This window comes from Nonomuraea sp. NPDC048882 (assembly GCF_040649755.1).
GTDB lineage: Bacteria > Actinomycetota > Actinomycetes > Streptosporangiales > Streptosporangiaceae > Nonomuraea > Nonomuraea maheshkhaliensis.
In genome coordinates, this window is record NZ_JBEZGB010000017.1 from 1 (window position 1) to 20,701 (window position 20,701).

At 71.0% G+C, this 20,701-nt stretch carries 20 protein-coding genes, 1 tRNA gene and 1 riboswitch; of the genes, 6 read left to right on the forward strand and 15 right to left on the reverse strand.

What is annotated here, in order from left to right; all coding sequences use genetic code 11:
- Nucleotides 1-98: 98 nt before the first annotated feature.
- From AB0C27_RS43495 to bcp, 3 genes are all read right to left on the reverse strand, one after another.
- Nucleotides 99-171: transfer RNA gene (locus AB0C27_RS43495), tRNA-Leu, on the reverse strand.
- Entirely contained in the window at nucleotides 125-646 is a 522-nt protein-coding gene (locus AB0C27_RS43500) for an HNH endonuclease signature motif containing protein (RefSeq protein WP_357858104.1), read from the reverse strand. Before AB0C27_RS43500 ends, AB0C27_RS43495 begins: the two co-directional genes overlap by 47 nt.
- Nucleotides 647-756: 110 nt before the next feature.
- Nucleotides 757-1,230, reverse strand: a complete 474-nt coding sequence (bcp, locus tag AB0C27_RS43505; protein WP_357857697.1) for a thioredoxin-dependent thiol peroxidase — start codon at nucleotides 1,228-1,230, stop codon at nucleotides 757-759.
- Between the two features lie 142 nt (nucleotides 1,231-1,372).
- Here bcp and AB0C27_RS43510 point away from each other — a divergent pair, with 142 nt between their 5' ends.
- Nucleotides 1,373-1,708 carry a DUF3618 domain-containing protein gene (locus AB0C27_RS43510; protein WP_357857700.1) on the forward strand — a complete coding sequence of 112 codons (336 nt, stop codon included), beginning with the start codon at nucleotides 1,373-1,375 and terminating at the stop codon, nucleotides 1,706-1,708.
- Nucleotides 1,709-1,793: 85 nt separating this feature from the next.
- On the opposite strand, the gene AB0C27_RS43515 is transcribed toward AB0C27_RS43510, so the two are convergent.
- Nucleotides 1,794-2,987, reverse strand: coding sequence for an amino acid deaminase/aldolase (locus tag AB0C27_RS43515; RefSeq protein ID WP_357857703.1), 1,194 nt, complete (start codon nucleotides 2,985-2,987; stop codon nucleotides 1,794-1,796).
- Nucleotides 2,988-3,124: 137 nt separating this feature from the next.
- On the opposite strand from AB0C27_RS43515, the gene AB0C27_RS43520 reads away from it, so the two are divergent.
- Nucleotides 3,125-3,724, forward strand: a complete 600-nt coding sequence (locus AB0C27_RS43520) for a DUF6286 domain-containing protein (protein WP_357857706.1) — start codon at nucleotides 3,125-3,127, stop codon at nucleotides 3,722-3,724.
- Between the two features lie 61 nt (nucleotides 3,725-3,785).
- Nucleotides 3,786-4,301: a hypothetical protein gene (locus AB0C27_RS43525; protein WP_357857709.1), complete on the forward strand. Its 516-nt coding sequence runs from the start codon at nucleotides 3,786-3,788 to the stop codon at nucleotides 4,299-4,301.
- Nucleotides 4,302-4,321: 20 nt separating this feature from the next.
- Here the strand turns inward: AB0C27_RS43525 and AB0C27_RS43530 are convergent, their stop codons facing one another.
- The 7 genes from AB0C27_RS43530 to AB0C27_RS43560 form a co-directional block, all read right to left on the reverse strand.
- Nucleotides 4,322-5,698 carry an L-serine ammonia-lyase gene (locus tag AB0C27_RS43530; RefSeq protein WP_357857712.1) on the reverse strand — a complete coding sequence of 459 codons (1,377 nt, stop codon included), beginning with the start codon at nucleotides 5,696-5,698 and terminating at the stop codon, nucleotides 4,322-4,324.
- A 55-nt stretch (nucleotides 5,699-5,753) separates the two neighbouring features.
- Nucleotides 5,754-6,146 (reverse strand): glycine cleavage system protein GcvH, encoded by a 393-nt coding sequence (gene gcvH, locus AB0C27_RS43535; RefSeq protein ID WP_346104794.1) that lies wholly within the window; start codon nucleotides 6,144-6,146, stop codon nucleotides 5,754-5,756.
- Nucleotides 6,143-7,228: a glycine cleavage system aminomethyltransferase GcvT gene (gene gcvT / locus AB0C27_RS43540; protein ID WP_357857715.1), complete on the reverse strand. Its 1,086-nt coding sequence runs from the start codon at nucleotides 7,226-7,228 to the stop codon at nucleotides 6,143-6,145. The genes gcvH and gcvT overlap by 4 nt, the downstream gene beginning before the upstream one ends.
- Nucleotides 7,229-7,359: 131 nt before the next feature.
- A riboswitch (glycine riboswitch) is annotated at nucleotides 7,360-7,457 on the reverse strand.
- An 82-nt stretch (nucleotides 7,458-7,539) separates the two neighbouring features.
- The gene (locus AB0C27_RS43545) at nucleotides 7,540-8,232 is read right to left on the reverse strand and encodes a gamma-glutamyl-gamma-aminobutyrate hydrolase family protein (RefSeq protein ID WP_357857718.1); all 693 of its coding nucleotides are present in this window, start codon (nucleotides 8,230-8,232) and stop codon (nucleotides 7,540-7,542) included.
- Nucleotides 8,233-8,239: 7 nt separating this feature from the next.
- Nucleotides 8,240-9,004, reverse strand: a complete 765-nt coding sequence (locus tag AB0C27_RS43550) for a 3-oxoacyl-ACP reductase (RefSeq protein WP_357857721.1) — start codon at nucleotides 9,002-9,004, stop codon at nucleotides 8,240-8,242.
- Nucleotides 9,005-9,009: 5 nt separating this feature from the next.
- Nucleotides 9,010-10,353, reverse strand: a complete 1,344-nt coding sequence (locus tag AB0C27_RS43555; protein WP_357857724.1) for an aldehyde dehydrogenase family protein — start codon at nucleotides 10,351-10,353, stop codon at nucleotides 9,010-9,012.
- 9 nt (nucleotides 10,354-10,362) lie between these two features.
- Entirely contained in the window at nucleotides 10,363-11,733 is a 1,371-nt protein-coding gene (locus AB0C27_RS43560) for a glutamine synthetase family protein (RefSeq protein WP_357857728.1), read from the reverse strand.
- Nucleotides 11,734-11,857: 124 nt separating this feature from the next.
- Between AB0C27_RS43560 and AB0C27_RS43565 the strand changes: the two genes are divergently transcribed.
- Nucleotides 11,858-12,562 carry an FCD domain-containing protein gene (locus AB0C27_RS43565; protein WP_357857731.1) on the forward strand — a complete coding sequence of 235 codons (705 nt, stop codon included), beginning with the start codon at nucleotides 11,858-11,860 and terminating at the stop codon, nucleotides 12,560-12,562.
- A gap of 64 nt (nucleotides 12,563-12,626) precedes the next feature.
- Nucleotides 12,627-13,379 (forward strand): hypothetical protein, encoded by a 753-nt coding sequence (locus AB0C27_RS43570; RefSeq protein ID WP_357857734.1) that lies wholly within the window; start codon nucleotides 12,627-12,629, stop codon nucleotides 13,377-13,379.
- Nucleotides 13,380-13,455: 76 nt separating this feature from the next.
- On the opposite strand, the gene AB0C27_RS43575 is transcribed toward AB0C27_RS43570, so the two are convergent.
- From AB0C27_RS43575 to AB0C27_RS43590, 4 genes are all read right to left on the reverse strand, one after another.
- Nucleotides 13,456-14,247 (reverse strand): SGNH/GDSL hydrolase family protein, encoded by a 792-nt coding sequence (locus AB0C27_RS43575; RefSeq protein ID WP_357857737.1) that lies wholly within the window; start codon nucleotides 14,245-14,247, stop codon nucleotides 13,456-13,458.
- A gap of 140 nt (nucleotides 14,248-14,387) precedes the next feature.
- Nucleotides 14,388-15,968, reverse strand: coding sequence for a High-affinity nickel-transporter (locus AB0C27_RS43580; protein WP_357857740.1), 1,581 nt, complete (start codon nucleotides 15,966-15,968; stop codon nucleotides 14,388-14,390).
- A complete protein-coding gene (locus tag AB0C27_RS43585) occupies nucleotides 15,965-17,164 on the reverse strand; it encodes a tetratricopeptide repeat protein (RefSeq protein ID WP_357857743.1) in 1,200 nt (399 codons plus the stop codon). The genes AB0C27_RS43580 and AB0C27_RS43585 overlap by 4 nt, the downstream gene beginning before the upstream one ends.
- A 203-nt stretch (nucleotides 17,165-17,367) precedes the next feature.
- Complete coding sequence (locus AB0C27_RS43590; protein ID WP_357857746.1) at nucleotides 17,368-18,744, reverse strand: DUF4331 domain-containing protein; 1,377 nt, start codon at nucleotides 18,742-18,744, stop codon at nucleotides 17,368-17,370.
- Between the two features lie 232 nt (nucleotides 18,745-18,976).
- Between AB0C27_RS43590 and AB0C27_RS43595 the strand changes: the two genes are divergently transcribed.
- Complete coding sequence (locus AB0C27_RS43595) at nucleotides 18,977-20,683, forward strand: ABC transporter ATP-binding protein (RefSeq protein ID WP_357857749.1); 1,707 nt, start codon at nucleotides 18,977-18,979, stop codon at nucleotides 20,681-20,683.
- Nucleotides 20,684-20,701: the final 18 nt, after the last annotated feature.

Sequence of the window (20,701 nt, forward strand, 5' to 3'; positions counted from 1 at the left end):
ACCCCAGCCGCGATTACCAACCTCAGGCAAACCCCAGCAAGACGAAACCCCCGAACCCGTAGGTTCGAGGGTTTCCGATGTCCTGAGACATCACAATGTAGGGCCGGTGGGATTCGAACCCACACTAACAGCCACCTAAAGACTGCGCCTCTGCCATTGGGCTACGACCCCTTTTCACCTTTCCCTTGCCCGCGAAATTTTCGGTCTGGGAATGGCAATTCGGGCACAGGAAGCGGAGATTCTCCATTTGATTGTCGAGCCAGTCGCCACTGATGTGGTCGACATGGAGCGTCAGCGGCCTTCCCTGCCACGTGCCGCCAATCTTACAGCCTGCGCACGTGTACGGGACCCCTGCTTCGACCAGAGCGCGGCGGAGAATCGGCGCCTTCTCGCGAATGGAACCGGGCGGGCGCGTCACCAGAACTTCCTGGTAGGAGCGCGCGGTCGCGGAACGCCGCCCTTTGCCGTGGGCCTGGCCGACGAAGTGAGAAGTGTCTATGCCGAAGTGTTTGAGCCGCCGGCTGATGTGGGCGTGGCTGCCCCCGGTCCACTTGATCCCGAGGCGCCTGAGCACGTCGGCGACGCTACGCGACTCCGCGGCGGCCTCGGCGAGCGACTCGCGGGAATACTTGATGTACGCGGCCACGACGCGAGCCTAGAGAACGACTCCGACGTTTTCCCGCGGCCGGGAAATCGCTGCGAGCATGCGGAGAATGTCGCCTTTGCGGGCCCTCCGGGAATGGAGGGCCCGTCGGGTCAGAGGAGGCCGAGCTTCTTCTTGAGTGAGGCCACGTGGCCCGTCGCCTTCACGTTGTAGAGGGCCTGCTCCACCTTTCCGTCCCCGTCGATGACGAACGTCGAGCGGATGACGCCCACGACCTCCTTGCCGTACAGCTTCTTCGTGCCGTACGCGCCGTAGGCCTGGTGGACGGTGAGGTCGGGGTCGGACAGCAGGGGGAAGGTCAGCGCGTCGCGCTCGGCGAACTTGGTCAGCTTGGCCGGCTTGTCCTTCGACACGCCGAGGACGACGAAACCCTCGGCGGTGAGCTGGTCGAGGCTGTCGCGGAAATCGCAGGCCTGCTTGGTGCAGCCGGGGGTCATCGCGGCGGGGTAGAAATAGAGGATCACCCGCTTGCCGCGGTAGGTCTCCAGGGAGACGGTGCCGCCGTCGGCGGTGGGTAGCGTGAACTCGGGCGCGGCGTCGCCGGGCGCGAGCTTGGTTTCGGTCAATTGGCCCTCCTGAGTTCTCCCCGCCAACCTACCGGCCTGGCCGCCGTGCCGTACGGCGTGCCGACCTGACAGACTGATCACCCAGATACGAAGCCCAGCACGGCACGCGGCGCCGGGCACGCGTACGGTCGAAAGGAGAGCCATGGCTGACACCGATCCCGACGAGCTGGAGCGGCGGATCGCGCGGACGCGCGCGGAGTTGGCGCAGACGGTCGACGCCATTGCCGACCGGGTGAGCCCCAAGCGGGTCGCCGAGCGTACGGTGGCGGACGTCAAGATCAGGGCGGGGAACTTCGTGGCGTCCGTGGGTGACGCGCTGGGGGTGACGCCTCGGCCGGTGCCGTACGACGGGGAGGAGCCGGATCGGGTCTGGGAGGACGAGCGGCCCGACATGGGTCCTGTGCTGATCGCGGTGGGCGCGGTGCTGGTCGTGGGGGCGGCCGTCGTGCTGTGGCGGCGCAGGCGCAATCGTCGTTGAATCGTCGTTGAGCGGTTCACGCGTTCCTGGGGTCGGTCGTTGAGCGGGTGACGTGCTCCGGGGGCCAGTTGACGTGCTCCGGGGGTCAGAGGAAGGTCTGGCCCTCGCCTCGGTACGTCGGCACGGTCTCGACCAGGGTGTCGCCGTCCACGAGGTGGAGGGCGTCGAAGCGTTCGCACAGCTCGCCCGCCTTGGCGTGCCTGAACCACACCCGGTCCCCGATCCGCAGCTCCGCGGCGGCCTGGCCGATGAGCGGGGTCTGCACCTCGCCCGCGCCCTCGTCGGGCGCGTAGCGCAGGCCGGCGGGCAGGTACGGCTGGGGCAGCCGGCTGGGCCCGGCCGAGCCGGAGGCCGGGTAGCCGCCGCCGAGTACGGTCACCGTCTCCATGTCGGGCCGGCGGACCACGGGCAGGGCGAAGAGGGCGGCCGGCCGGCCGGTGAAGCGGCGGTAGAAGTCGAACAGCCTGGGGTGGAAGAGCCCTGAGCCGGCCGCCACCTCGGTGATGGCCTTCTCGCGTACGGTGCGTTCCACGGAGCCGGTGCCGCCGCCGTTGACGAATTCGAGGTCGGTGTACTGGCGTACGGCGTTCACGACGCGGCCGCGCCGGACGATGAGCTCCCTGGCGGAGCGGGCCTGCATGAGCCGGATGAGGCGGGTGTAGACGGCGTTGCCTGGCGGGTCGTCGCCGAGGCCGGCGATCTGCGACTCGTACGCCATCAGCCCGGCCAGCCGGAACCCGGGGCGCTTGGCGATGCCGGCGGCCAGGTCGGCGGCCTGGTCGGGCTCGCGGACGGGGGAGCGCAGCGCGCCGGCCCTGAACCGTCCGCCGAGGGCGAGGTAGCCGGCGTCGATGTCGAGGCAGGTCCTGAGCTCGGCGCGCGGGTGCACGTGGGCCACGGCGGCGTCGATGAAGTCGAGGTGGGTGGCCGAGTCGATGGTGACGGTGATCCGCCGGGCGGCGTCCTGGTCGGCGGCCAGGGTGGCGAGGGCGTGCCGGTCGGCGGTGGGGTAGGCGACGAGGATGTCGGTGAAGCCGTGGCCGGCCAGCCAGAGCGCTTCGGGCAGGGTGAAGGCCATGATGCCGCGGAAGCCGTCCATGGCCAGGACACGTTCGAGGACCGCCCGGCTGCGGATGGATTTGCTGGCGACCCGAATGGGCTTGCCGGCGGCGCGGCGGACGAGGTCGGCGGCGTTGGCGCGCATGGCCGCCAGGTCGAGGATCGCGAACGGCGCTTCCAGGGCCGCTGTGGCTCTGTCGTAGCGCTGGCGGTCATCCATACCAGCAGCGTAACGACATATCGGGCAAATGAATATGAGGCTTGTTCGTGTTGATCGTCGTCCCCGTAATGATCGGGCAAATGGGCGGCGAGGGCGCGGTTCAGGTCATGCGGGATCCATGTACGTCTGTCGTTGTGATGACCACGCTTCAGCAGATACTGCCCGGTGCCGCCGTCACCCCGCGGCACACCGGGCTGCGCCGGGCGAACAGGGCGTTGCGGCCGGCGCGTACCGTTCCGGGGGCCCTGGTCGCGCTGACGCTGGCCGCCGGGCTGGGGGTGACCGCGGCCGAGGTGGTCTCGGGGCTGCTCGGCGCGCCGCTCGGCTGGGTGCCGGTGAACGAGGCGGTCGATCTCGCCACGAAGAGCACGTGGCCGGAGCTCGCCACGCCGTCCCTGGTCATGTCGGGGGCGGGCGTGCTGATGCTGCTGCTCGCGGTCGTGCCGGGCCGGTCGAGGACGGTGCCGGTGGAGACGTCCGACCCACTGATCGTCATCGGGATCACCCGCTCAGGACTGCGCCGCACGCTCCGCGCCGCCGCCCAGCAGGTGGCGGGGGTGGACAAGGCCCGGGTACGCCTGCGCCGGCGCACCATCGAGGTCACGGTCGTGACGAGCGCGGAGAGCTCGGGCCAGATGTTGCGGCAGGTCGGGGTCGCGGTGGGGGACCGTCTGGCGGGCGTGGGCACCCTAGGGACGGGCGAGGTCGTGGTGCGTCTGCGCAGGAGGTCCGCGTGATGGGCTCTCCGGTACGGCGGGGGCGCCGTGTGATCTGCCGGGACAGTGGGAGGTACGTCTGATGCGTCAGTACACCGGGAATCGGGTCGGGCTGGCGATCGTCGGGGCGACGCTGCTGGGCCTCGGCGCGTACGCGTGGCTGCGCGGCGAGGACCGTTTCCTCGGCCTGCCGCCGGGCGCCAGGGTGCTGCCCGCGCAGGCGTACCGGACGCTGGCGGAGGAGCCGTGGCCGCTGTGGTTCCTGGCCCTGGGCCTGTTGCTGCTGACCCTGGTCTGCCTGCGCTGGCTGCTGCTGTGCCTGGGCTGGGGCCGCAGGGGCACACCCAACGGCACGGGCACGGCCATGCTCTTCGTGGGCCTCAAGGGCGTGGAGGGGCTGGGCCGGGCGGGGGTCAGGGTCGCCGAGGACGGGCTGCGCATCTCCCTGACCTGCCCGGCGGCGGCCGACGTGGGCGCGGTGGTGGGCAAGCTGGACGGCGACATCGTCGGCCGGATCCGGCGGGAGGTCCGCGATGACGAGGCCCCCGCCGTCGTACGGCTGCACGTCCGCCGCCCGGCCGGTGCCCGATCACGTTGAAAGGCCGGGTCGCCGCCCGGTCAGCACTCGATCACGTTGACGGCCAGGCCGCCGCGTGAGGTCTCCTTGTACTTGTCCAGCATGTCCTGCCCGGTGATGCGCATCGTCTTGATGGCCTTGTCGAGCGCCACGTAGTGCTTTCCGTCGCCGCGCAGGGCGATCCTGGCGGCGGTGATGGCCTTGTTGGAGGCGACCGCGTTGCGCTCGATGCACGGGATCTGGACCAGGCCGCCGATCGGGTCGCAGGTCAGCCCCAGGTTGTGCTCGATGCCGATCTCGGCGGCGTTCTCCACCTGCTCGGGGGTGCCGCCGAGCACCTCGGTGAGGCCGGCGGAGGCCATGGAGCAGGCCGAGCCCACCTCGCCCTGGCAGCCCACCTCCGCGCCGGAGATCGAGGCGTTCTCCTTGAACAGCACGCCGATCGCGCCGGCCGTCAGCAGGAAGCGGACCACGCCCTCGTCGTCGGCGTGGGGGACGAAGCGGGTGTAGTAGGTCAGGACGGCGGGGATGATGCCGGCGGCGCCGTTGGTGGGGGCGGTGACGATGCGGCCGCCGGCGGCGTTCTCCTCGTTGACGGCGAGGGCGAAGAGCGCCACCCAGTCCATGGCCTGGAGCGGGTCCTTCTCGGCCGGCTCCGACTGCAGGCGGCGGTGCAGCTGGTTGGCGCGGCGCTTGACCTTCAGGCCGCCGGGCAGGACGCCCTCCTTGGAGATGCCGCGGCGCACGCACTCGGACATCACCCGCCACAGGTTGAGCAGGCCCTCCCGGATCTGCTCCTCGGTGCGGCCGAACGCCTGCTCGTTCTCCAGCATGAGGGCGGAGATCGACAGGCCCGTGTTGGAGCAGTGCTTGAGCAGCTCCTCGCCGGTGGTGAACGGGAAGGGCAGCACGGTGTCGTCGGGCTTGATGCGGTCGGCGCCGGTGGCCTTCTCGTCCACCACGAAGCCGCCGCCGACCGAGAAGTAGACCTTCTCCCTGATCGGCTCGCCGGAGGCGGTGCAGGCGGTGAAGCGCATGCCGTTGGGATGTTCCGGCAGCGAGATCTTGCGTTCGAAGACGAGGTGCTCGCCGACGACGAACGGGATCTCGTGCGTGCCGTAGAGCTTGAGCGTGCCGGACTCGCGCATCGCGGCGATGCGGGCCTCGACGCTGTCCACGTCCACCAGTTCGGGCTTCTCGCCGGACAGGCCGAGCAGGACCGCCTTGTCGCTGCCGTGGCCCTTGCCGGTCAGGCCGAGCGAGCCGTACAGGATGGTCTCGACCCGGGCCACCCGGTCGAGCAGGCCGTCCTCGTGCAGGCCGCGGGCGAATTTGTGCGCGGCGGCCATCGGGCCGCCGGTGTGGGAGCTGGACGGTCCGATACCGATCTTGAACAGGTCGAAGACGCTGATCGCCATTGATGTGCGCCCTTCTTAGGGGCCGGGGCCCGGCCGTGCGGGCCCCGGCGGTGGGTCAGGACTCGCTGCCCTTGGTGAGCGCTGTGTACTCCTCGGGCGTCAGCAGCTCTTCGGTGTCGCCTTCCACGCGCACCTTGAACATCCAGCCCTCGCCGTAGGAGTCGCTGTTCACCAGGCCGGGGTCGTCCACGACGGCCTGGTTGACCTCCACGATCTCGCCGCCGACCGGCGCGTAGATCTCGTTGACGGACTTGGTCGACTCCACCTCGCCGACGGAGTCGCCCCGCTCGATGGTCGAGCCGACCTCGGGGAGCTGCACGTAGACGACATCACCAAGGGCCTCGGCGGCGAAGGCCGTGATGCCGACGGTCACGGTGAGGCCGTCTTCGAGGCCGGCCACCCACTCGTGCTCCTTGGTGTAGCTCAGGTCGTCAGGGATGTTGCTCACTTGTTCCTCCTGTAGAAGGGCAGCTCGACCACGTCCATAGGTTCATGGCTGCCCCGGATGTCCACGGCCAGGCCTGTTTCCGCGCCGGTGTCCACGTAGGCCATCGCGATCGGCTTGCCCAGGGTCTGGGAAGGCGCGCCGCTGGTGACCACGCCGACGACGGCGCCGTCTTTCGTGACCGGGTAACCGTGGCGCGGCACCCGGCGGCCCCGCGCGACCAGGCCGACGAGCCGGCGTCGCGGCGTGTCGTCCTTGACCGCCTCGAGCGCCGCCCTGCCGACGAAGTCACCGGGCTTGTCGAATTTCACCACCCGGCCCAGCCCCGCGTCGAACGGGGTGAGCCCGGCGTGCAGCTCGTTGCCGTAAAGAGGCATGCCGGCTTCGAGCCTGAGCGTGTCGCGGCTGGACAGGCCGGCGGGCTTGAGCCCGTACGGCTCCCCGGCCGCCGTGAGGGCGTGCCACAGCGGCACCGCGTCGTCGTTGGCGACGAACAGCTCGAACCCGTCCTCGCCGGTGTAGCCGGTACGGGCGATGAGGGCCTGCCGGCCGTCCACCACGCCGGGCAGCCCGGCGTAGTACTTGAGCCCGGCGAGGTCGGCGTCGGTGAGCGTGGCCAGGATCTCCTGCGAGCGGGGCCCCTGGACGGCGATCAGCGCGTACTGGTCGGACCGATCCTCGACGACCACATCGAACGCCTTAGAGCGAATTGTCAGCTCATTTCCGACTTTTTCATAGTTCGAGGCGTTGGCCACGACCATGAACTCCTCGTCCCCGAGCCGGTAGACGATGAGGTCGTCGAGCACCCCGCCGCGCTCGTCCACGATCATGGTGTAGCGCGCCCGCCCGGGCGCCAGCGCCGACAGATGCCCGACCAGCGCGTGGTCCAGCGCCTGGCCGGCCTGCGGCCCGGTCAGGAAGATCTCTCCCATGTGGGACAGGTCGAACAGCCCGGCCGCCTCGCGCACGGCCTTGTGCTCCGCGGACTCGCTGCCGTACCGGAGCGGCATGAGCCAGCCCGCGAAGTCGGTGAGCGTGGCGCCGAGGCTCTCGTGAACGTCTCGTAGCGGTGTCGGTCGGGACATTGGTCGCACCTCAGGACAGGGTTGGATGCCAGGATCCTCCCCCTCTGTCATCGATGCCTGAGAGCTTCGCCCGACTTTTGCCGGACTTTCACCTTCGGCGAGGCCCACGGGCCTGCTTTCCAGAGGTCACCCTTAGCCGTGCGGTCCTTTGCCTTGAGAGGTTTGCGGGGAGGGCTTGCTCCTTCAGGGACCCTGACCGGCTGTCAGGGTGCTCTCCCGCACGATGCGTCGGTGATTGCCGCCAGCCTAGTGCCGTCCGGGGGTCGTTGTCGCGTCCAGGGCAGTCGTGACCCGCCGCCGGCGCACGCGTCTCAGCAGGCGGACACCAGCGCGTCGAACAACGCGTGGCCCTCCGCCATCTCCGCGTGCCACTGCACGGCCACCACGAAAGCCGCGTCCAGCTCGACGGCCTCGATCGTGCCGTCGGCGCTCGTGGCCGTGACCGCCAGGCCGGGGGCCAGGCGATCGACGGCCTGGTGATGGTAGTGCGGGACCGCCACCGGCTCCTCGCCCAATGCCTTCGCCAGCCGGGTGCCCGGCACGACGTTCACCGGCAGGTCGCCGAACCGGCCGGGCCCTGGGCAGTGGTCCGTGTGGCCGACCACGTCGGGCAGGTGCTGGTGCAGGCTGCCGCCCAGGGCCACGTTGAGCACCTGGAGGCCGCGGCAGATGCCCAGGTAGGGCAGCCCGGCGTCCAGGGCCGCGGCGAGCAGGGCGAACTCCGCCTCGTCGCGGAACCGCCTGACGTAGCCGATCCGCTCGTGCGGGGCGGCGCCGTACCTGGCCGGGTCGATGTCGCCGCCCCCGGCCAGGATCAGCCCGTCCAGGCCGCGCACGACGGAGGCGGGCGCGCCGGCCGGAGGCAGCACGACCGGCTGGCCGCCGGCCCGCACGACCTGCTCCACGTACGCGTACGGCAGCAGCGCGGCCGTCGTGTCCTGCCACACCGTGAACGAGGCGGGCTCGACGTAACAGGTGATGCCGATGACGGGACGACGCACCATGACCCCCTTAGAGCGGTGTGACGTAGGCACCGGAGATGCCGCCGTCCACCAGGAACTCGCTGCCGGTGATGAACGAGGCGTCGTCGCTGGCCAGGAACGCCACCGCCGCCGCGATCTCCGACGCCTCCGCGAAGCGGCCCACGGGGACGTGCACCAGCCGCCGCGCCGCCCGCTCGGGATCCTTGGCGAACAACTCCCGCAGCAACGGCGTGTTCACCGGTCCCGGGCACAGGGCGTTGACCCTGATGCCCTCCCTGGCGAACTGCACGCCCAGCTCCCGCGACATCGCCAGCACCCCGCCCTTGGACGCGGTGTAGGAGATCTGCGAGGTGGCCGAGCCCATCACCGCCACGAAGGACGCGGTGTTGATGATCGAGCCCTTGCCCTGGCGGCGCATGTACGGGATCGCGTGCTTGCAGCACAGGTAGACGCTGGTCAGGTTCACCTCCTGGACGCGGCGCCAGGCGTCGATGCCGGTCTCCAGGATCGAGTCGTCGTCGGGCGGCGAGATGCCGGCGTTGTTGAAGGCGATGTCCACGCTGCCGTAGGTGTCGTGCGCCGTGGCGAACATCCGCACGACGTCGTCCTCGCTGGTCACGTCGGCCCGTACGAACAGGCCGCCGACCTCGGTCGCGGCCTTGACCCCCGCCTCCTCGTCGATGTCCGCGCAGACCACCTTGGCGCCCTCCTCGGCGAAGCGGCGGGCCGTGGCCAGCCCGATGCCGCCGCCCGCGCCGGTGATGACCGCCACCCGATCCTGCAACCGCTGCATGTGTGTCACTCCGATGAGATGAAGACGTTCTTGGTCTCGGTGAAGGCGGCCAGGGCGTCCGGGCCGAGCTCCCTGCCGAGGCCGGACTGCTTGAAGCCGCCGAACGGGGTCCAGTAGCGGACGGAGGAGTGGGAGTTGACCGACAGCGCGCCCGACTCGACCGCCCTGGCCACGCGCAGCGCCCGGCCGACGTCGCGGGTCCAGATCGAGCCGCTCAGGCCGTAGGGGGTGTCGTTGGCGATCCGCACGGCCTGCGCCTCGTCCTCGAACCTGACCACCGACACGACCGGGCCGAAGATCTCCTCGGTGAACGCGCGGTCCGTCAGCTCGGGGGTCAGCACCGTCGGCGGGAACCAGAAGCCCTTGCCCTGGGGGCAGGAGCCCTGCAGCCAGGGGGTGCCCTCGACGAAGCCGCGGACCCGGTCGAGGTGCTCGGCGCTGATCAGCGGGCCCATCTCGGTGCTCTCGTCACGCGGGTCGCCGACCTTGACGTCCTGGACGGCCGGGGCGAGCAGGGCCATGAATGCGTCGTACACGGACGACTGGACGAGGATCCTCGACCGGGCACAGCAGTCCTGGCCGGCGTTGTCGAAGACGGCGCAGGGGGCGGTGCGGGCGGCCTTGTCCAGGTCGGCGTCGGCGAAGACGATGTTCGCCGACTTGCCGCCCAGCTCCAGCGTGACCCGCTTGACCTGGCGCGCCGCCTTGGCCGCGATCTCCTTGCCCACCTCGGTCGAGCCGGTGAACACGATCTTCGCCACGTCGGGGTGCTCGACCAGGCGGGCTCCCGCGACCTCCCCTGCCCCAGGCAGCACCTGGAGCACCCCCTCGGGGAGGCCCGCCGCCAGGGCCAGCTCGGCCAGCCTCAGCGCGGTCAGCGGAGTCCACTCGGCCGGCTTGACGATCACGGTGTTGCCCGCCGCCAGAGCCGGGGCCATGCCCCACGTCATGATCACCATCGGGAAGTTCCACGGCACGATGATCCCCACGACGCCCATCGGCTCCTGGAACGTCAGGTTCACCCCACCGGGCACCGGGATCTGCTTGCCGTGGTCGCGCTCAGGCGCCCCGGCGTAGAAGTGCAGTACGTCGCGGACGTTGCCGGCCTCCCAGCGGGCGTTGGCGACGGTGTGGCCGGCGTTGGCCAGCTCAAGCCCCGCCAGCTCCTCGCCGTGCGCGTCCACCAGGTCGGCGAAGCGGCGCAGCAGCCGCGCCCGGTCGCCCGGGGCCACCTCACGCCACGTCGCGTACGCCTTCCTGGCACGCTCCACGGCCCGGTCGACCTCGGCCGCGTCGCAGAGCTCGACGTCGGCCAGGACGTCCTCGGTGGCCGGATTTACGATCTTCATGCGCCCCCGTCACATCCGCTCGAAACCACGGAACAGTTCCCAGTCCGTCACCGCCGCGTCGTACGCGGCCAGCTCCACCCGCGCGTTGTTCGCGTAGTGGTCGACCACGTCCTCCCCGAACGCCTCCTTGGCCAGCTTCGACCCCTCGAACAGGGCCAGCGCGTCGCGCAGCGTGTGGGGCACGGTCTCGGCCCCGCTGACGTAGGCGTTGCCGGGGCACGGGTCCTCCAGCGGCAGCTCGGCGTCGATGCCGTGCAGGCCGGCCGCGATCAGCGCCGCCACCGCCAGGTACGGGTTCACGTCGCCGCCCGGCACCCGGTTCTCCACCCGCAGCGACGGGCCGTGGCCGACGAGCCTGAGCGAGCAGGTGCGGTTGTCCACGCCCCACTTGACCGCCGTGGGGGCGAAGCTGCCGGGGACGAAGCGCTTGTAGGAGTTGACGTTGGGGGCGTACAAGAGGGTCAGCTCCCGCATGCACGCCAGTTGCCCGGCGATGAAGCGGGCGCCGAGCGGTGAGAGCCCGTAGGGTCCCTCGCCCGCCATGACGAGCTCGCCGTCCTCACCGCGGAGGGAGATGTGCACGTGGCAGGAGTTGCCCTCACGCTGGTTCGGCTTGGCCATGAAGGTGATCGAACGGCCCTCCTGGGCCGCGATCTCCTTGGCGCCGTTCTTGTAGATGGCGTGGTTGTCGCAGGTGGCCAGCGCCTCGGCGTAGCGGAAGGCGATCTCGTGCTGGCCGAGGTTGCACTCGCCCTTGGCGGACTCGACGTACAGGCCCGCGCCCTCCATGTCGCGCCTGATCCGGCGCAGCAGCGGCTCGACGCGGGCCGTGCCGAGCAGCGAGTAGTCCACGTTGTAGAGGTTGGCGGGCGAAAGATCCCGATATCCCCGGCGCCAGGCGTCCTCGTAGCTGTCGTCGTAGACGACGAACTCCAGTTCGGTGCCCACGTACGCGGCCAGCCCCCGGTCGCCCAGGCGGGCGAGCTGCCGGCGCAGGATCTGGCGCGGCGAGGCGGTCACCTCGGCGCCGTCCTCCCAGGTCAGGTCGGCCATCAGCATCGCGGTCCCCTCGTGCCACGGCACCCGGCGCAGCGTCGCGAGGTCTGGCTTCATCACGAAGTCGCCGTAACCGCGCTCCCAGGACGACATCGAGTATCCCTGCACGGTGTTCATGTCCACGTCGACCGCGAGCAGGTAGTTGCAGCCCTCGGAGCCGTGGTGCAGCACCTCTTCGAGAAAATACCGCGCCGACAGCCGCTTGCCCTGCAACCTGCCCTGCATGTCGGCGATCGCGAGGAGCACGGTGTCGATCCGCCCGTCCGCCACCTCGTCGCGCAGCTCGGCGACGGAAAGGAACCCGGTGCTCGCTCGTCCGCTCACGCTACGTCGCTCCGATCTGGCCTGACGCGCTCACCCGTTGATTGGGCTAGTCTCAGACCATTGATGTGCATGCCACGATCGCTTGTCAAGACCTGAGGACACGTTGGACGAGTCGGCGCGCTTGATGACGGTGTTGCGGCCGGTCAGGGCCGGCAACGCCTTCGAGGAGACCGTGGAACGGCTGCTCCAGGCGATCAAACTCGGCGTGGTCGCTCCGGGCGACAAACTTCCCGCCGAGCGCGAGCTGGCCGCGCGGCTCGGCATCAGCAGGGTGACGCTGCGCGAGGCGATCCGCGCCCTGTCCGACGCGGGCTATCTCGACGTACGCAGGGGCCGCTACGGCGGCGCGTTCGTCACCTACGTCCCGCCCAAGCCCGACGCCGGCGACCTGCGCCAGGCCCTCAGGAAGATGGGCCAGGACGAGCTGTCGGACGCGCTCACGTTCCGGCTGGCGGTGGAGTGCGGGGCGGCGCAGGTCCTGGCCACCTGCGAGCTCACCGACGACAGGAAGGCCGTCCTCGTCCGCCGGCTCGCCGAGCTCAACCAGGCCGGGCTGGACGACTACCGCCGCCTCGACACCGCCTTCCACCTGTCCATCGCGGAGCTCACCGGCTCGGCCCTGCTCGCCACCACGTGCGCCGACGCCCGCTCCAGGATCAGCGACCTGCTCAACGCCATCCCGATGCTCCAGGTCAACCTCGACCACGCCGCCGTCCAGCACCAGGCCATCGTGGACGCCATCCTCGCCGCCGACCCCGACGCGGCCAGGAGAGCCGTCACCGAACACCTGGACGGGACGGCCGCGCTGCTGCGGGCATTCCTCTCCTGACCGGCCATGATCGGGCAATGGGGCCTGGAAGGGGCGCGCGGCTCGTACCATCGAACCCAAGGCCATGCAGAACTGGTTTCAGCAGAGCATCATCTCCACAGGACGGCTGCCGCTGTTCTGTTACTTCGTCATGCTCATCGTCGCCTTCATCGCCACCCGCATCAACGTGCGCCTGATCAGGGCGAAGATCGGCTGGTTCCGCAACGTCAACGTGGGCGAGATGCACATCCACCACGTGGTCTTCGGCGTGGTGCTCATGCTGATCGGCGGCGTCGCCCTCATCGTCTCGCCCGGCTCGCAGATCGGCACCGCCGCCGCGGCCTCCGTGTTCGGCGTCGGGTCGGCGCTGGTGCTGGACGAGTTCGCGCTGATCCTGCACCTGCACGACGTCTACTGGGAGGAGGAGGGCCGCACCTCGGTGGACGCCGTCTTCATCGCGGTCGCCGTCACCGGCCTGCTCCTCATCGGCCTGCGCCCTCTCACCTGGAACTACGGCACCCCGGTCAACCCGGCCATGCTGATCGTGGCCAACCTGGTGCTCGCCGTCGTCACGCTGCTCAAGGGCAAGATCTGGACCGGCATGGCGGGGCTCTTCGTGCCGCCCATGCTGCTGGTCGGCGCGATCCGGCTGGCGCGGCCGGGCTCGCCGTGGGCCCACTGGTTCTTCGGCAAGGGCTCGCCGCGCAAGGTGGCCAGGGCGGTGCGCCGGGAGGAGAGGTTACGGCGGCCGGTGATCAAGGCGAAGATCGCGTTCCAGGAGTTCCTCTCCGGGCGGCACGATCTGCCGTCCACCCGGCGCGGGCGCCGGCACACGTAGCGGCTGTCCCGGCGGGCGCGGGCACACGAAGCGGCCATCCCGTAGCGGCCATCCCGTAGCGGCCGTCCCGCAGCGGCTATCCCTGTGTGCCGGAGACCGGCTGAACCCATGGGATGAGGTCCGGGCGTTTGGCCGTGCGGCCGTCGCCCGAGGAGCGGCCGCGCAGGCGGCGCGCCATCCACGGCCCCGCGAACGTGGCCAGCCAGCGCACCTCGCCCGCCGCCACCCGCCACCGCGCCGCCGGAGGCAGCGGCGGGAAGGGCAGCATCCACGAGTCGTCGCTGCCGGCCAGCCCCAGCGCGTGCGCCATGGCGGCGGCGATGCGGGCGTGACCGGCCGGGCTCGCGTGCAGGCGGTCCACGCCCCACATCCGCGCGTCCGTGACGAACTCCATCGCGAACGTGTCCACCAGCGTGACCCCGTGCCTGGCGGCGGCGGCGCGGATGCGCTCGTTGAGGTCGAGCACCCGGGGCACTAGTGGCCGGGCCATCGGGGCGATCTTGCCGATGTCGGGGAACGTCACGCTGACCACGTGCGCGCCCGCCCCGGTCAGCGCGGCGAACATCTCCTCCACCACCCCCGCCACCGCGGCGGCGTCGAAGCCGGGACGGATGATGTCGTTCATCCCCGCCATGACCGTGACCAGGTCGGGCCGCAGCGCCAGCGCGGCGTCCAGCTGCTCGGCCCTGATCTGCGCGGCCACCCGGCCGCGGACGGCCAGGTTGGCGTAGCGGAGCTCCGGGTCGGCGCGGGCCAGGTGCTCGGCCAGGCGGTCGGCCCAGCCGCGGTGGCCGTTGACGTCGTCGCCGTCGCCCAGGCCCTCGGTCTGGCTGTCCCCGAGCGCGACGTAACGCGTGTAGGCGGTCATGAGGGCCCCTTCCCGATGCGCTCGCGTGCCCCGGCCGAGCGCTCCTCCGGCGTCCGCGCGGTACGCAGGCACCATAAGCGGTGGGCGCCCGCGGGTGCCAGGCGGGGGTCAGGCGGGGGTTGGACGGGGGTTGGACGGGGCTACAGAGCGACCACGGAGCGCAGGGCCAGGCCCGCGCCGAGGAGGACGACCATGGCGGCCGTGCCCATCGGGGCGAGGCCCGACAGCCTGGCGGCCAGGCGGCGACCGGCCGAGGCGCGCCGCTCCAGCCGGTCCACGAGTTTGACCAGGAGCAGGCCGGTGATCGTGAGGGTGGCGGCCATGCCGACGCCGTACGCGGTGACCAGCGCGACGCCGAACCAGGTCCGGCCGAGGGCGATGGCGCCGAGCAGGACGATCAGGGCCGAAGGGCTGGGCACGAGACCACCCGCCACCCCGAGCCCGATCAGGCCGCGGCGCTTGGAGCGATGCTGCTCGTGGTCGTGGTCGTGGCTGTGTCCGTGCTCGCCCTGGTCGTGGTCGTGCTGCTGGGTGCTGTCGTCGCTATGACCATGGCCGTGTCCGTGCCCGTGCGCATGTCCGTGACCGTGACGGTGCCCATGCCCATGCCCGTGACCGTACGTAAGGCCGTGGCGGGTGTTCTGGAGGAGGCGCAGGCCGATGACGGCGATCAGCACGCCGCTGGCCACCCCCAGCCAGGCCAGCACCGACTCCCCGGCCAGCGCCGTGAACACGGTCAGCAGCAGCCCCACCACCAGCACGCCCGCCGTGTGCGTGGCCGTCACCGTCGCGCCCACCACGAGCGCGTCGCGCGGGCGCCCGCGCCGGCCCGCCAGGTACGCGGCCATGATCGTCTTGCCGTGCCCGGGGATGAGGGCGTGCCCGGCCCCGAGCACCACGGCCAGCGCCACCGCCAGCAGGCCCAGCGGCACGGTCAGCGTCTCCGAGCCGATCAGGCCGGTGAACGTCCGGTCCAGCGCGGCCAGGGCGTCCCCGATCGGCCCGCCGATCTCGACCCCGCCGGGCACTGCGCCGCCGCCGGAAGTACCGGACTGGCCGGGGGCAGCGGTGCGGGGAAAGCCGAGACTGGAGAGGGGGCCGGAGACCGTGAAGGTGGCCGTCCGCTGGTCGAGCGGGGCCGTGAGCAGGTCGTCGGGGTAGGACCGCAGCTCCTGGCTGATGCTGCGGGCGGGCACGGAGGAGCCGGTCAGGGCCACCCCGTCGCCGGCGGCGGTGATCTCGCGCCAGCCGATCCTGTCCTGCTCGAACCCGTCGGTGAACGTCACGGCCCCCGAGGCGCGGACGTCGCCCACGAGCCGGCAGGACAGGCGGCTGGTCCGCAGGCCGCCCTCGCCGGGGGCGTAGGTGAAGGAGGAGCCCTCCACGCGCCACGGCACCGTCCGCCCGGCCACCTCAAGCCGCTGGGCGGCGGCCAGGGCGGCGCAGCGGCGGGCCGGGTAGGCGGCGTCCACGTCCGGCTCGGCCTGGAGGGTCGGCAGCTCGGCCAGGTCCACGACGGCGAGGTTGCGCACGGCCGTAGCCGAGACCCGCAGGCCGTTGTAGTGGTTGACGGTGAACCGGCCGAGCGGATGAGCCAGCGTCTCCGCATGGGCGGCCGAGACGGGCGTCTGCGCGTGGGCGGAGGCGGGCAGGAGGGTCGCGCCGAGGGACAGCAGCAGGCCCGTCGCGACGGACAGCAGAGCGAGCAGGACCGCTCTCATGAGAACCTCGCCAGTGCGGAAAGCGTCGGGTCGAAGGCCGGATCCACCCGCGCCGAGCGGCCGAGAGCCCGCTCGATCACGGCGCGGTGGTAGGCGAGCAGCGGGTTGTGCCAGCCGGTCGCGGTGGCCCGCTCGGCGTATTCGAGCGCCTCGGCCGGCTCGTCCGCCTTGAACAGGGCCCAGGCCAGGGCGTCGGCGGCGACGAGGTTGGGGTTGCGCGCGTATTCGGCCCTGGCGTGCCGTACGGCCTTGGCCGGGTCGCCGTGGTCGGCCTCGAACTCGGCCCACGTCAGGTCGTCGCGCACGCCCGCCGCCGCGAAGAGCTTGCGCTGGGCTTCGAGCAGCGTCCAGTCGGCCCGCTGACCGGCCTTGATCCGGGTCTCGCCCTGCTCGATGAGGTACTGGGGGAGGGGGAGCCGTTCGACCACGCGCTCGTACAGGCCGAGTGCCTCGGTGAGCCGGCCGCCTAGCGCCGCCGCCCTGGCCTGGCCGGCGAGGGCGGGCGTGTAGGCGGGGTAGGCCGTGAGGGCCTTGCCGTACCAGCCGGCCGCGGTCTTGAGGTCGCCCGAGTGCAGGGCCAGTTCGCCCAGGTAGTAGCGGGCGTAGGCGACGTCGGCGGGCGTCCAGGCGTCGTTGTGCGCGTATTCGAGATATTTGCGGGCTTTGTCGAGGTCGCCGCGCAGCTCGGCCGCGTAGGAGGCGCGGGTGAAGGCGGGGACGCCGGGGTGCAGGTCCATCATCCGGTCCACGGCCCGCTGTGCCCCGCGCAGGTCGCCGAGCTGGGTCTTCGCGTCGGCCAGCACGCCGTACGCCGCCACGCCGTACGGGTTGGCCGCGATGGCGCGTTCGGCCAGCCGTACCGCGTCGGTGAACTCGTGCCGGCCGGCGGCCAGCGCCGCCTGGGCGGTGAGGACGGCGTCGTCGCGGTCGTTCAGCCGGGCGGCCGTGGCGAGCGCGCCCTCCGCCTTGCTGTAGTACGCCGGGTCGCCGGTGACCCGGGCCTGGTCCACGTACTGGGAGGCGAGTTGCGCCCAGCCGCGGAAGTCACCGGGCAGCCGCTTGAGCCGCTCCTGCAACGTCTCGCGGCGCTGCGCGTCCGCCACCGGCAGTGGCTCGGGCGAGGCCGTGAAGGTGAAGATCGTGAACAGCATCGCCCCGACGAGGGCGAGACCGGCGAATATCGCGAAGGCACGCATGTCCAAGGCTCCAGGGTCGGGCTCCCGGGTCGGGCTCCGGGGTCGGGCTCCGGGGTCGGGCTCCGGGGTCGGAAGGTGGGGCCGACCGGCCGTGACGGGGGGCGCGGCCGGTCGGCCCTTTCTGCTGGCGGCAGGCGATGGGAGACGGGGCCTGCCGCCGGGGCAACCGGCCGGTCTGGAGAGGAACCGGCCGGTCAGGCGGGTCAGCGCTGGTTCACTGCCACGTTGCTCGGCAGCGGGATGTACGGGAACGTCTGCCCGAACGGCTTGTCGTTCCTGTCCACCTTGTCCGTCAGCCCGGGCACGAGCTTGCCGGTCAGCGCGGCGCCGGCCACGGCCTGCAGCTCGATGTCCACGACGTCGTCGGCGAGCCGGCGGCCGTTCGGGAAGCCCGCGAGGTCGCCGCCGAGGACGCCGAGCCGGTTGGGGGACTTGGACGGCGGGACCGCCATGTTCAGCCGCAGCATCTCCGAGGGGCGCAGCTTGCCCGCGTCCTTGTTGAGCACCTGCGAGTTCAGGTCGGCCTTGATGGGGCCGTTCTGCTTGGCGATGCCGGTCAGGAAGATCTCGACCAGGTCGTTGCGCGGGGTCGCCGGAGCCTTGATCCCGTAGATCTTCTGCAGCAGCCTGGCCACCTCGGGGTCGGTGACCCGGTCGACCAGGGGCTGCACGTCGGCGTCCTTCGACGGGTCGAGGGCGTTGAAGGCGTCCTTCAGCCCGGCGGGGGCGACGACCTCGTTCACCAGCGGGTTGCACAGGCGGGAGACCTGCACGAAGGAGTTGCCGTTGAACTTGTCGGTGGTCGAGCAGACGCCGATCACGGGGTTGCGCTTGGGGTCGCCCTTGAGCGCGAGGTCTTTGGCGGGCACCTGGAGGGCCACGGTGTTGACGTTGTAGCCCTTGGTGGTGTCCTGACCGACCTCGGACAGGTCGCCGCCGTAGAGGAGGTCGAAGACGCGCAGGTCGAGGAAGAACGCCTCGTCCGACTGCCCGGCGAACGTCTTGCCGCCGTTCGGCAGGCTCTTGATCGACTGGTTGCGCAGGGTGCCGTAGTCGGGCATGGAGGCGCGTCCGACGTTGCTCGGCGCGACGATGCCGTCGTCGACCAGCGTCCTGGAGCCGCCCGGGGTGATCCGCTTGAGCGTGTAGCGCTGGCGGAAGAGCAGGTTGGGGTCGTTCAGCGAGGTGACGGGGCCGTTGTTGTAGAGGAACGTGTCGTTGCCGCGCTTGTCCTCGTTGCGGAACGTCCACTCGTAGGTGATGTCGGTCTTGGCGTCACCATCGTTGTCGATCTTTATGTTGTGCCGTGACTTGACCGCGAACGGGTAGAAGTTCGGGCCGCCGTTGGGCTCCTCGAACGGGATCCAGTTGGCGATCAAGGTCACGGAGTCCGCTTTGTCGGGACTCACGAAGGCGTACACGTCGGTGTTGTCATGCTGCGGGTCGCCCGAGATCATCGGGGCCTCGCGGTGCGAGGAAGCGATGCCGGAGTCTGTGCGGAGCACGGCCAGGGACGACACAGCGACGGCTGCGGCCAGGCCGATTCCGACAAGAGCGCGCCGGTTGGTCCGGAGCTCCATGTTCGGTCCTTTCGGGAAGGGCTGTTCGTGACTTGCGAGGTTCCGGCCGGGATTCCTCGACGCCCTATTCGTCCGTGGCCCGCCCGCGGATGTCGGTCTCCTCCTTGAGAATGAGTGTCAACCAAAGTTGACATACTTAAGTCGTCAATCTAAGTTGACGTTGTCCTGGCGGTGCGGATCCCGGGGTTCCGTTCGTTGGAGTGAATCGAGAAATGTCGTGAGAGGAGCTGTGGTGCTCAGGGAACTGCTGGCTTATGTGCGCCCGCACCGGAAGATCCTGCTCGTGGGCGGGCTGCTGGGCCTGATCGGCTCGGCGGCGGGCCTGGCGATGCCGTTGCTGGCCAAGTACGTGGTGGACGCCTTCGGACAGACCGGGTCGATGGCGGCGCCGTTACTCGGGCTGACCGCGGCGGTGCTCGTCGGGGCGGTCGTCTCGGCCGGGGGAAGTTACCTGATGGAACGCACGGGCGAGGGCATCGTGCTCGGCGCCCGCCGGAACCTGGTGGACCGGATGTTGCGGCTCAAGGTCGCGGACGTGGACCGACTCAAGCCCGGCGACCTGCTGTCGCGGGTGACCGGTGACACGACGCTGCTGCGGGCCGTGCTGACCAACGGCATCGTCGACTCGGTCAGCTCGGCGTTCATGCTGGTGGGGGCCATCGTCCTGATGGCGACCATGGACGGCGTGCTGCTGCTCGTGACGCTGCTCGTGGTGGTGGTGATCGGCGGCATGGTGGCGCTGATCATGCCGCGGATCCAGCGGGCGCAGACCCAGGCCCAGGAGGCCGTGGGCGAGATGGGCGCGGTGCTGGACCGGGCGCTGCAGGCGTACAGGACCGTCAAGGCCAGCGGCGCGGAGGAGCGGGAGATCGCCGTGGTCGGCGACGCGGCCGTGCGGGCCCGCGACCGGGGGCTGCAGGTCGCCGGATGGACGTCGCTGGCGGGAGTGGCGACGTGGATGGCGGTGCAGATCGCGTTCCTGGCCGTGCTGGGTGTCGGCGGCGCGCGGGTCTCCTCCGGCACGCTGGAGGTGTCGTCGCTGATCGCGTTCCTGCTCTACCTGTTCTACCTGGTGCCGCCGATCGGGCAGCTGGTCCAGGGCGGCGTGCAGCTGCAGCAGGGGCTCGCCGCGATGAAGCGGATCAAGGAGATCGAGGACCTGCCCGCCGAGCCGGTCGGCGTCGCGGAGCCGCAGGCGGCACGCCCGGCCGGCGTGCGGTTCGAGGACGTGGTCTTCCGCTACGGCGACGACCGGCCGCTCGTGCACGACGGCGTGAGCTTCGAGGTGGCGCCCGGCGGGCTGACGGCGCTGGTCGGGCCGTCGGGGGCGGGCAAGTCGACGGTGTTCGCGCTGCTCGAACGCTTCTACGACCACCAGTCAGGCTCGATCGCCGTCGACGGGCGGGACATCCGCGATTGGCCGCTCGGTGAGCTGCGCGGCGCGCTCGGCTACGTCGAGCAGGACGCTCCCGTGCTGGCCGGCACGCTCAGGGAGAACCTGCTCTTCGCCGCCAGTGACGCCACGGAGGAGGAGCTGCACCGGGCCATCGCGCGGACGAGGCTCGACGACCTGGTGGCCCGGCTCCCCGACGGGATCGACACCCCGGTCGGGCACCGCGGTGTGCTGCTGTCGGGCGGCGAGCGCCAGCGGGTGGCCATCGCCAGGGCGCTGCTGCGCAAGCCCAGGCTGCTGCTGCTCGACGAGGCCACCTCGCAGCTCGACGCGGTCAACGAGCTGCGGCTGCGCGAGGTGATCGCCGAGGTCGCGAGGGAGACCACGGTGCTGGTCATCGCGCACCGCCTGTCCACGGTGACCAACGCCGACCGCATCGTGGTGATGGAGGGCGGCGGCGTGCGCGCGGTCGGCACGCACGAGGAGCTGGTGGGCGCGGACGAGCTCTACCGGGAGCTGGCCGCCACCCAGTTCCTGGTCGGCTGAGCGGCGCGGGCCCGCCGC

Bases quoted from the DNA above. Each gene is read 5' to 3' on its own strand.
- AB0C27_RS43510 (WP_357857700.1), top strand. From the start codon at position 1,373: ATGGCTGACACCGATCCCGACGAGCTGGAGCGGCGGATCGCGCGGACG.
- AB0C27_RS43515 (WP_357857703.1), bottom strand. From the start codon at position 2,987: ATGGATGACCGCCAGCGCTACGACAGAGCCACAGCGGCCCTGGAAGCG.
- AB0C27_RS43520 (WP_357857706.1), top strand. From the start codon at position 3,125: ATGACCACGCTTCAGCAGATACTGCCCGGTGCCGCCGTCACCCCGCGG.
- AB0C27_RS43525 (WP_357857709.1), top strand. From the start codon at position 3,786: ATGCGTCAGTACACCGGGAATCGGGTCGGGCTGGCGATCGTCGGGGCG.
- AB0C27_RS43530 (WP_357857712.1), bottom strand. From the start codon at position 5,698: ATGGCGATCAGCGTCTTCGACCTGTTCAAGATCGGTATCGGACCGTCC.
- gcvT (WP_357857715.1), bottom strand. From the start codon at position 7,228: ATGTCCCGACCGACACCGCTACGAGACGTTCACGAGAGCCTCGGCGCC.
- AB0C27_RS43545 (WP_357857718.1), bottom strand. From the start codon at position 8,232: ATGGTGCGTCGTCCCGTCATCGGCATCACCTGTTACGTCGAGCCCGCC.
- AB0C27_RS43550 (WP_357857721.1), bottom strand. From the start codon at position 9,004: ATGCAGCGGTTGCAGGATCGGGTGGCGGTCATCACCGGCGCGGGCGGC.
- AB0C27_RS43555 (WP_357857724.1), bottom strand. From the start codon at position 10,353: ATGAAGATCGTAAATCCGGCCACCGAGGACGTCCTGGCCGACGTCGAG.
- AB0C27_RS43565 (WP_357857731.1), top strand. From the start codon at position 11,858: ATGACGGTGTTGCGGCCGGTCAGGGCCGGCAACGCCTTCGAGGAGACC.
- AB0C27_RS43570 (WP_357857734.1), top strand. From the start codon at position 12,627: ATGCAGAACTGGTTTCAGCAGAGCATCATCTCCACAGGACGGCTGCCG.
- AB0C27_RS43575 (WP_357857737.1), bottom strand. From the start codon at position 14,247: ATGACCGCCTACACGCGTTACGTCGCGCTCGGGGACAGCCAGACCGAG.
- AB0C27_RS43580 (WP_357857740.1), bottom strand. From the start codon at position 15,968: ATGAGAGCGGTCCTGCTCGCTCTGCTGTCCGTCGCGACGGGCCTGCTG.
- AB0C27_RS43585 (WP_357857743.1), bottom strand. From the start codon at position 17,164: ATGCGTGCCTTCGCGATATTCGCCGGTCTCGCCCTCGTCGGGGCGATG.
- AB0C27_RS43590 (WP_357857746.1), bottom strand. From the start codon at position 18,744: ATGGAGCTCCGGACCAACCGGCGCGCTCTTGTCGGAATCGGCCTGGCC.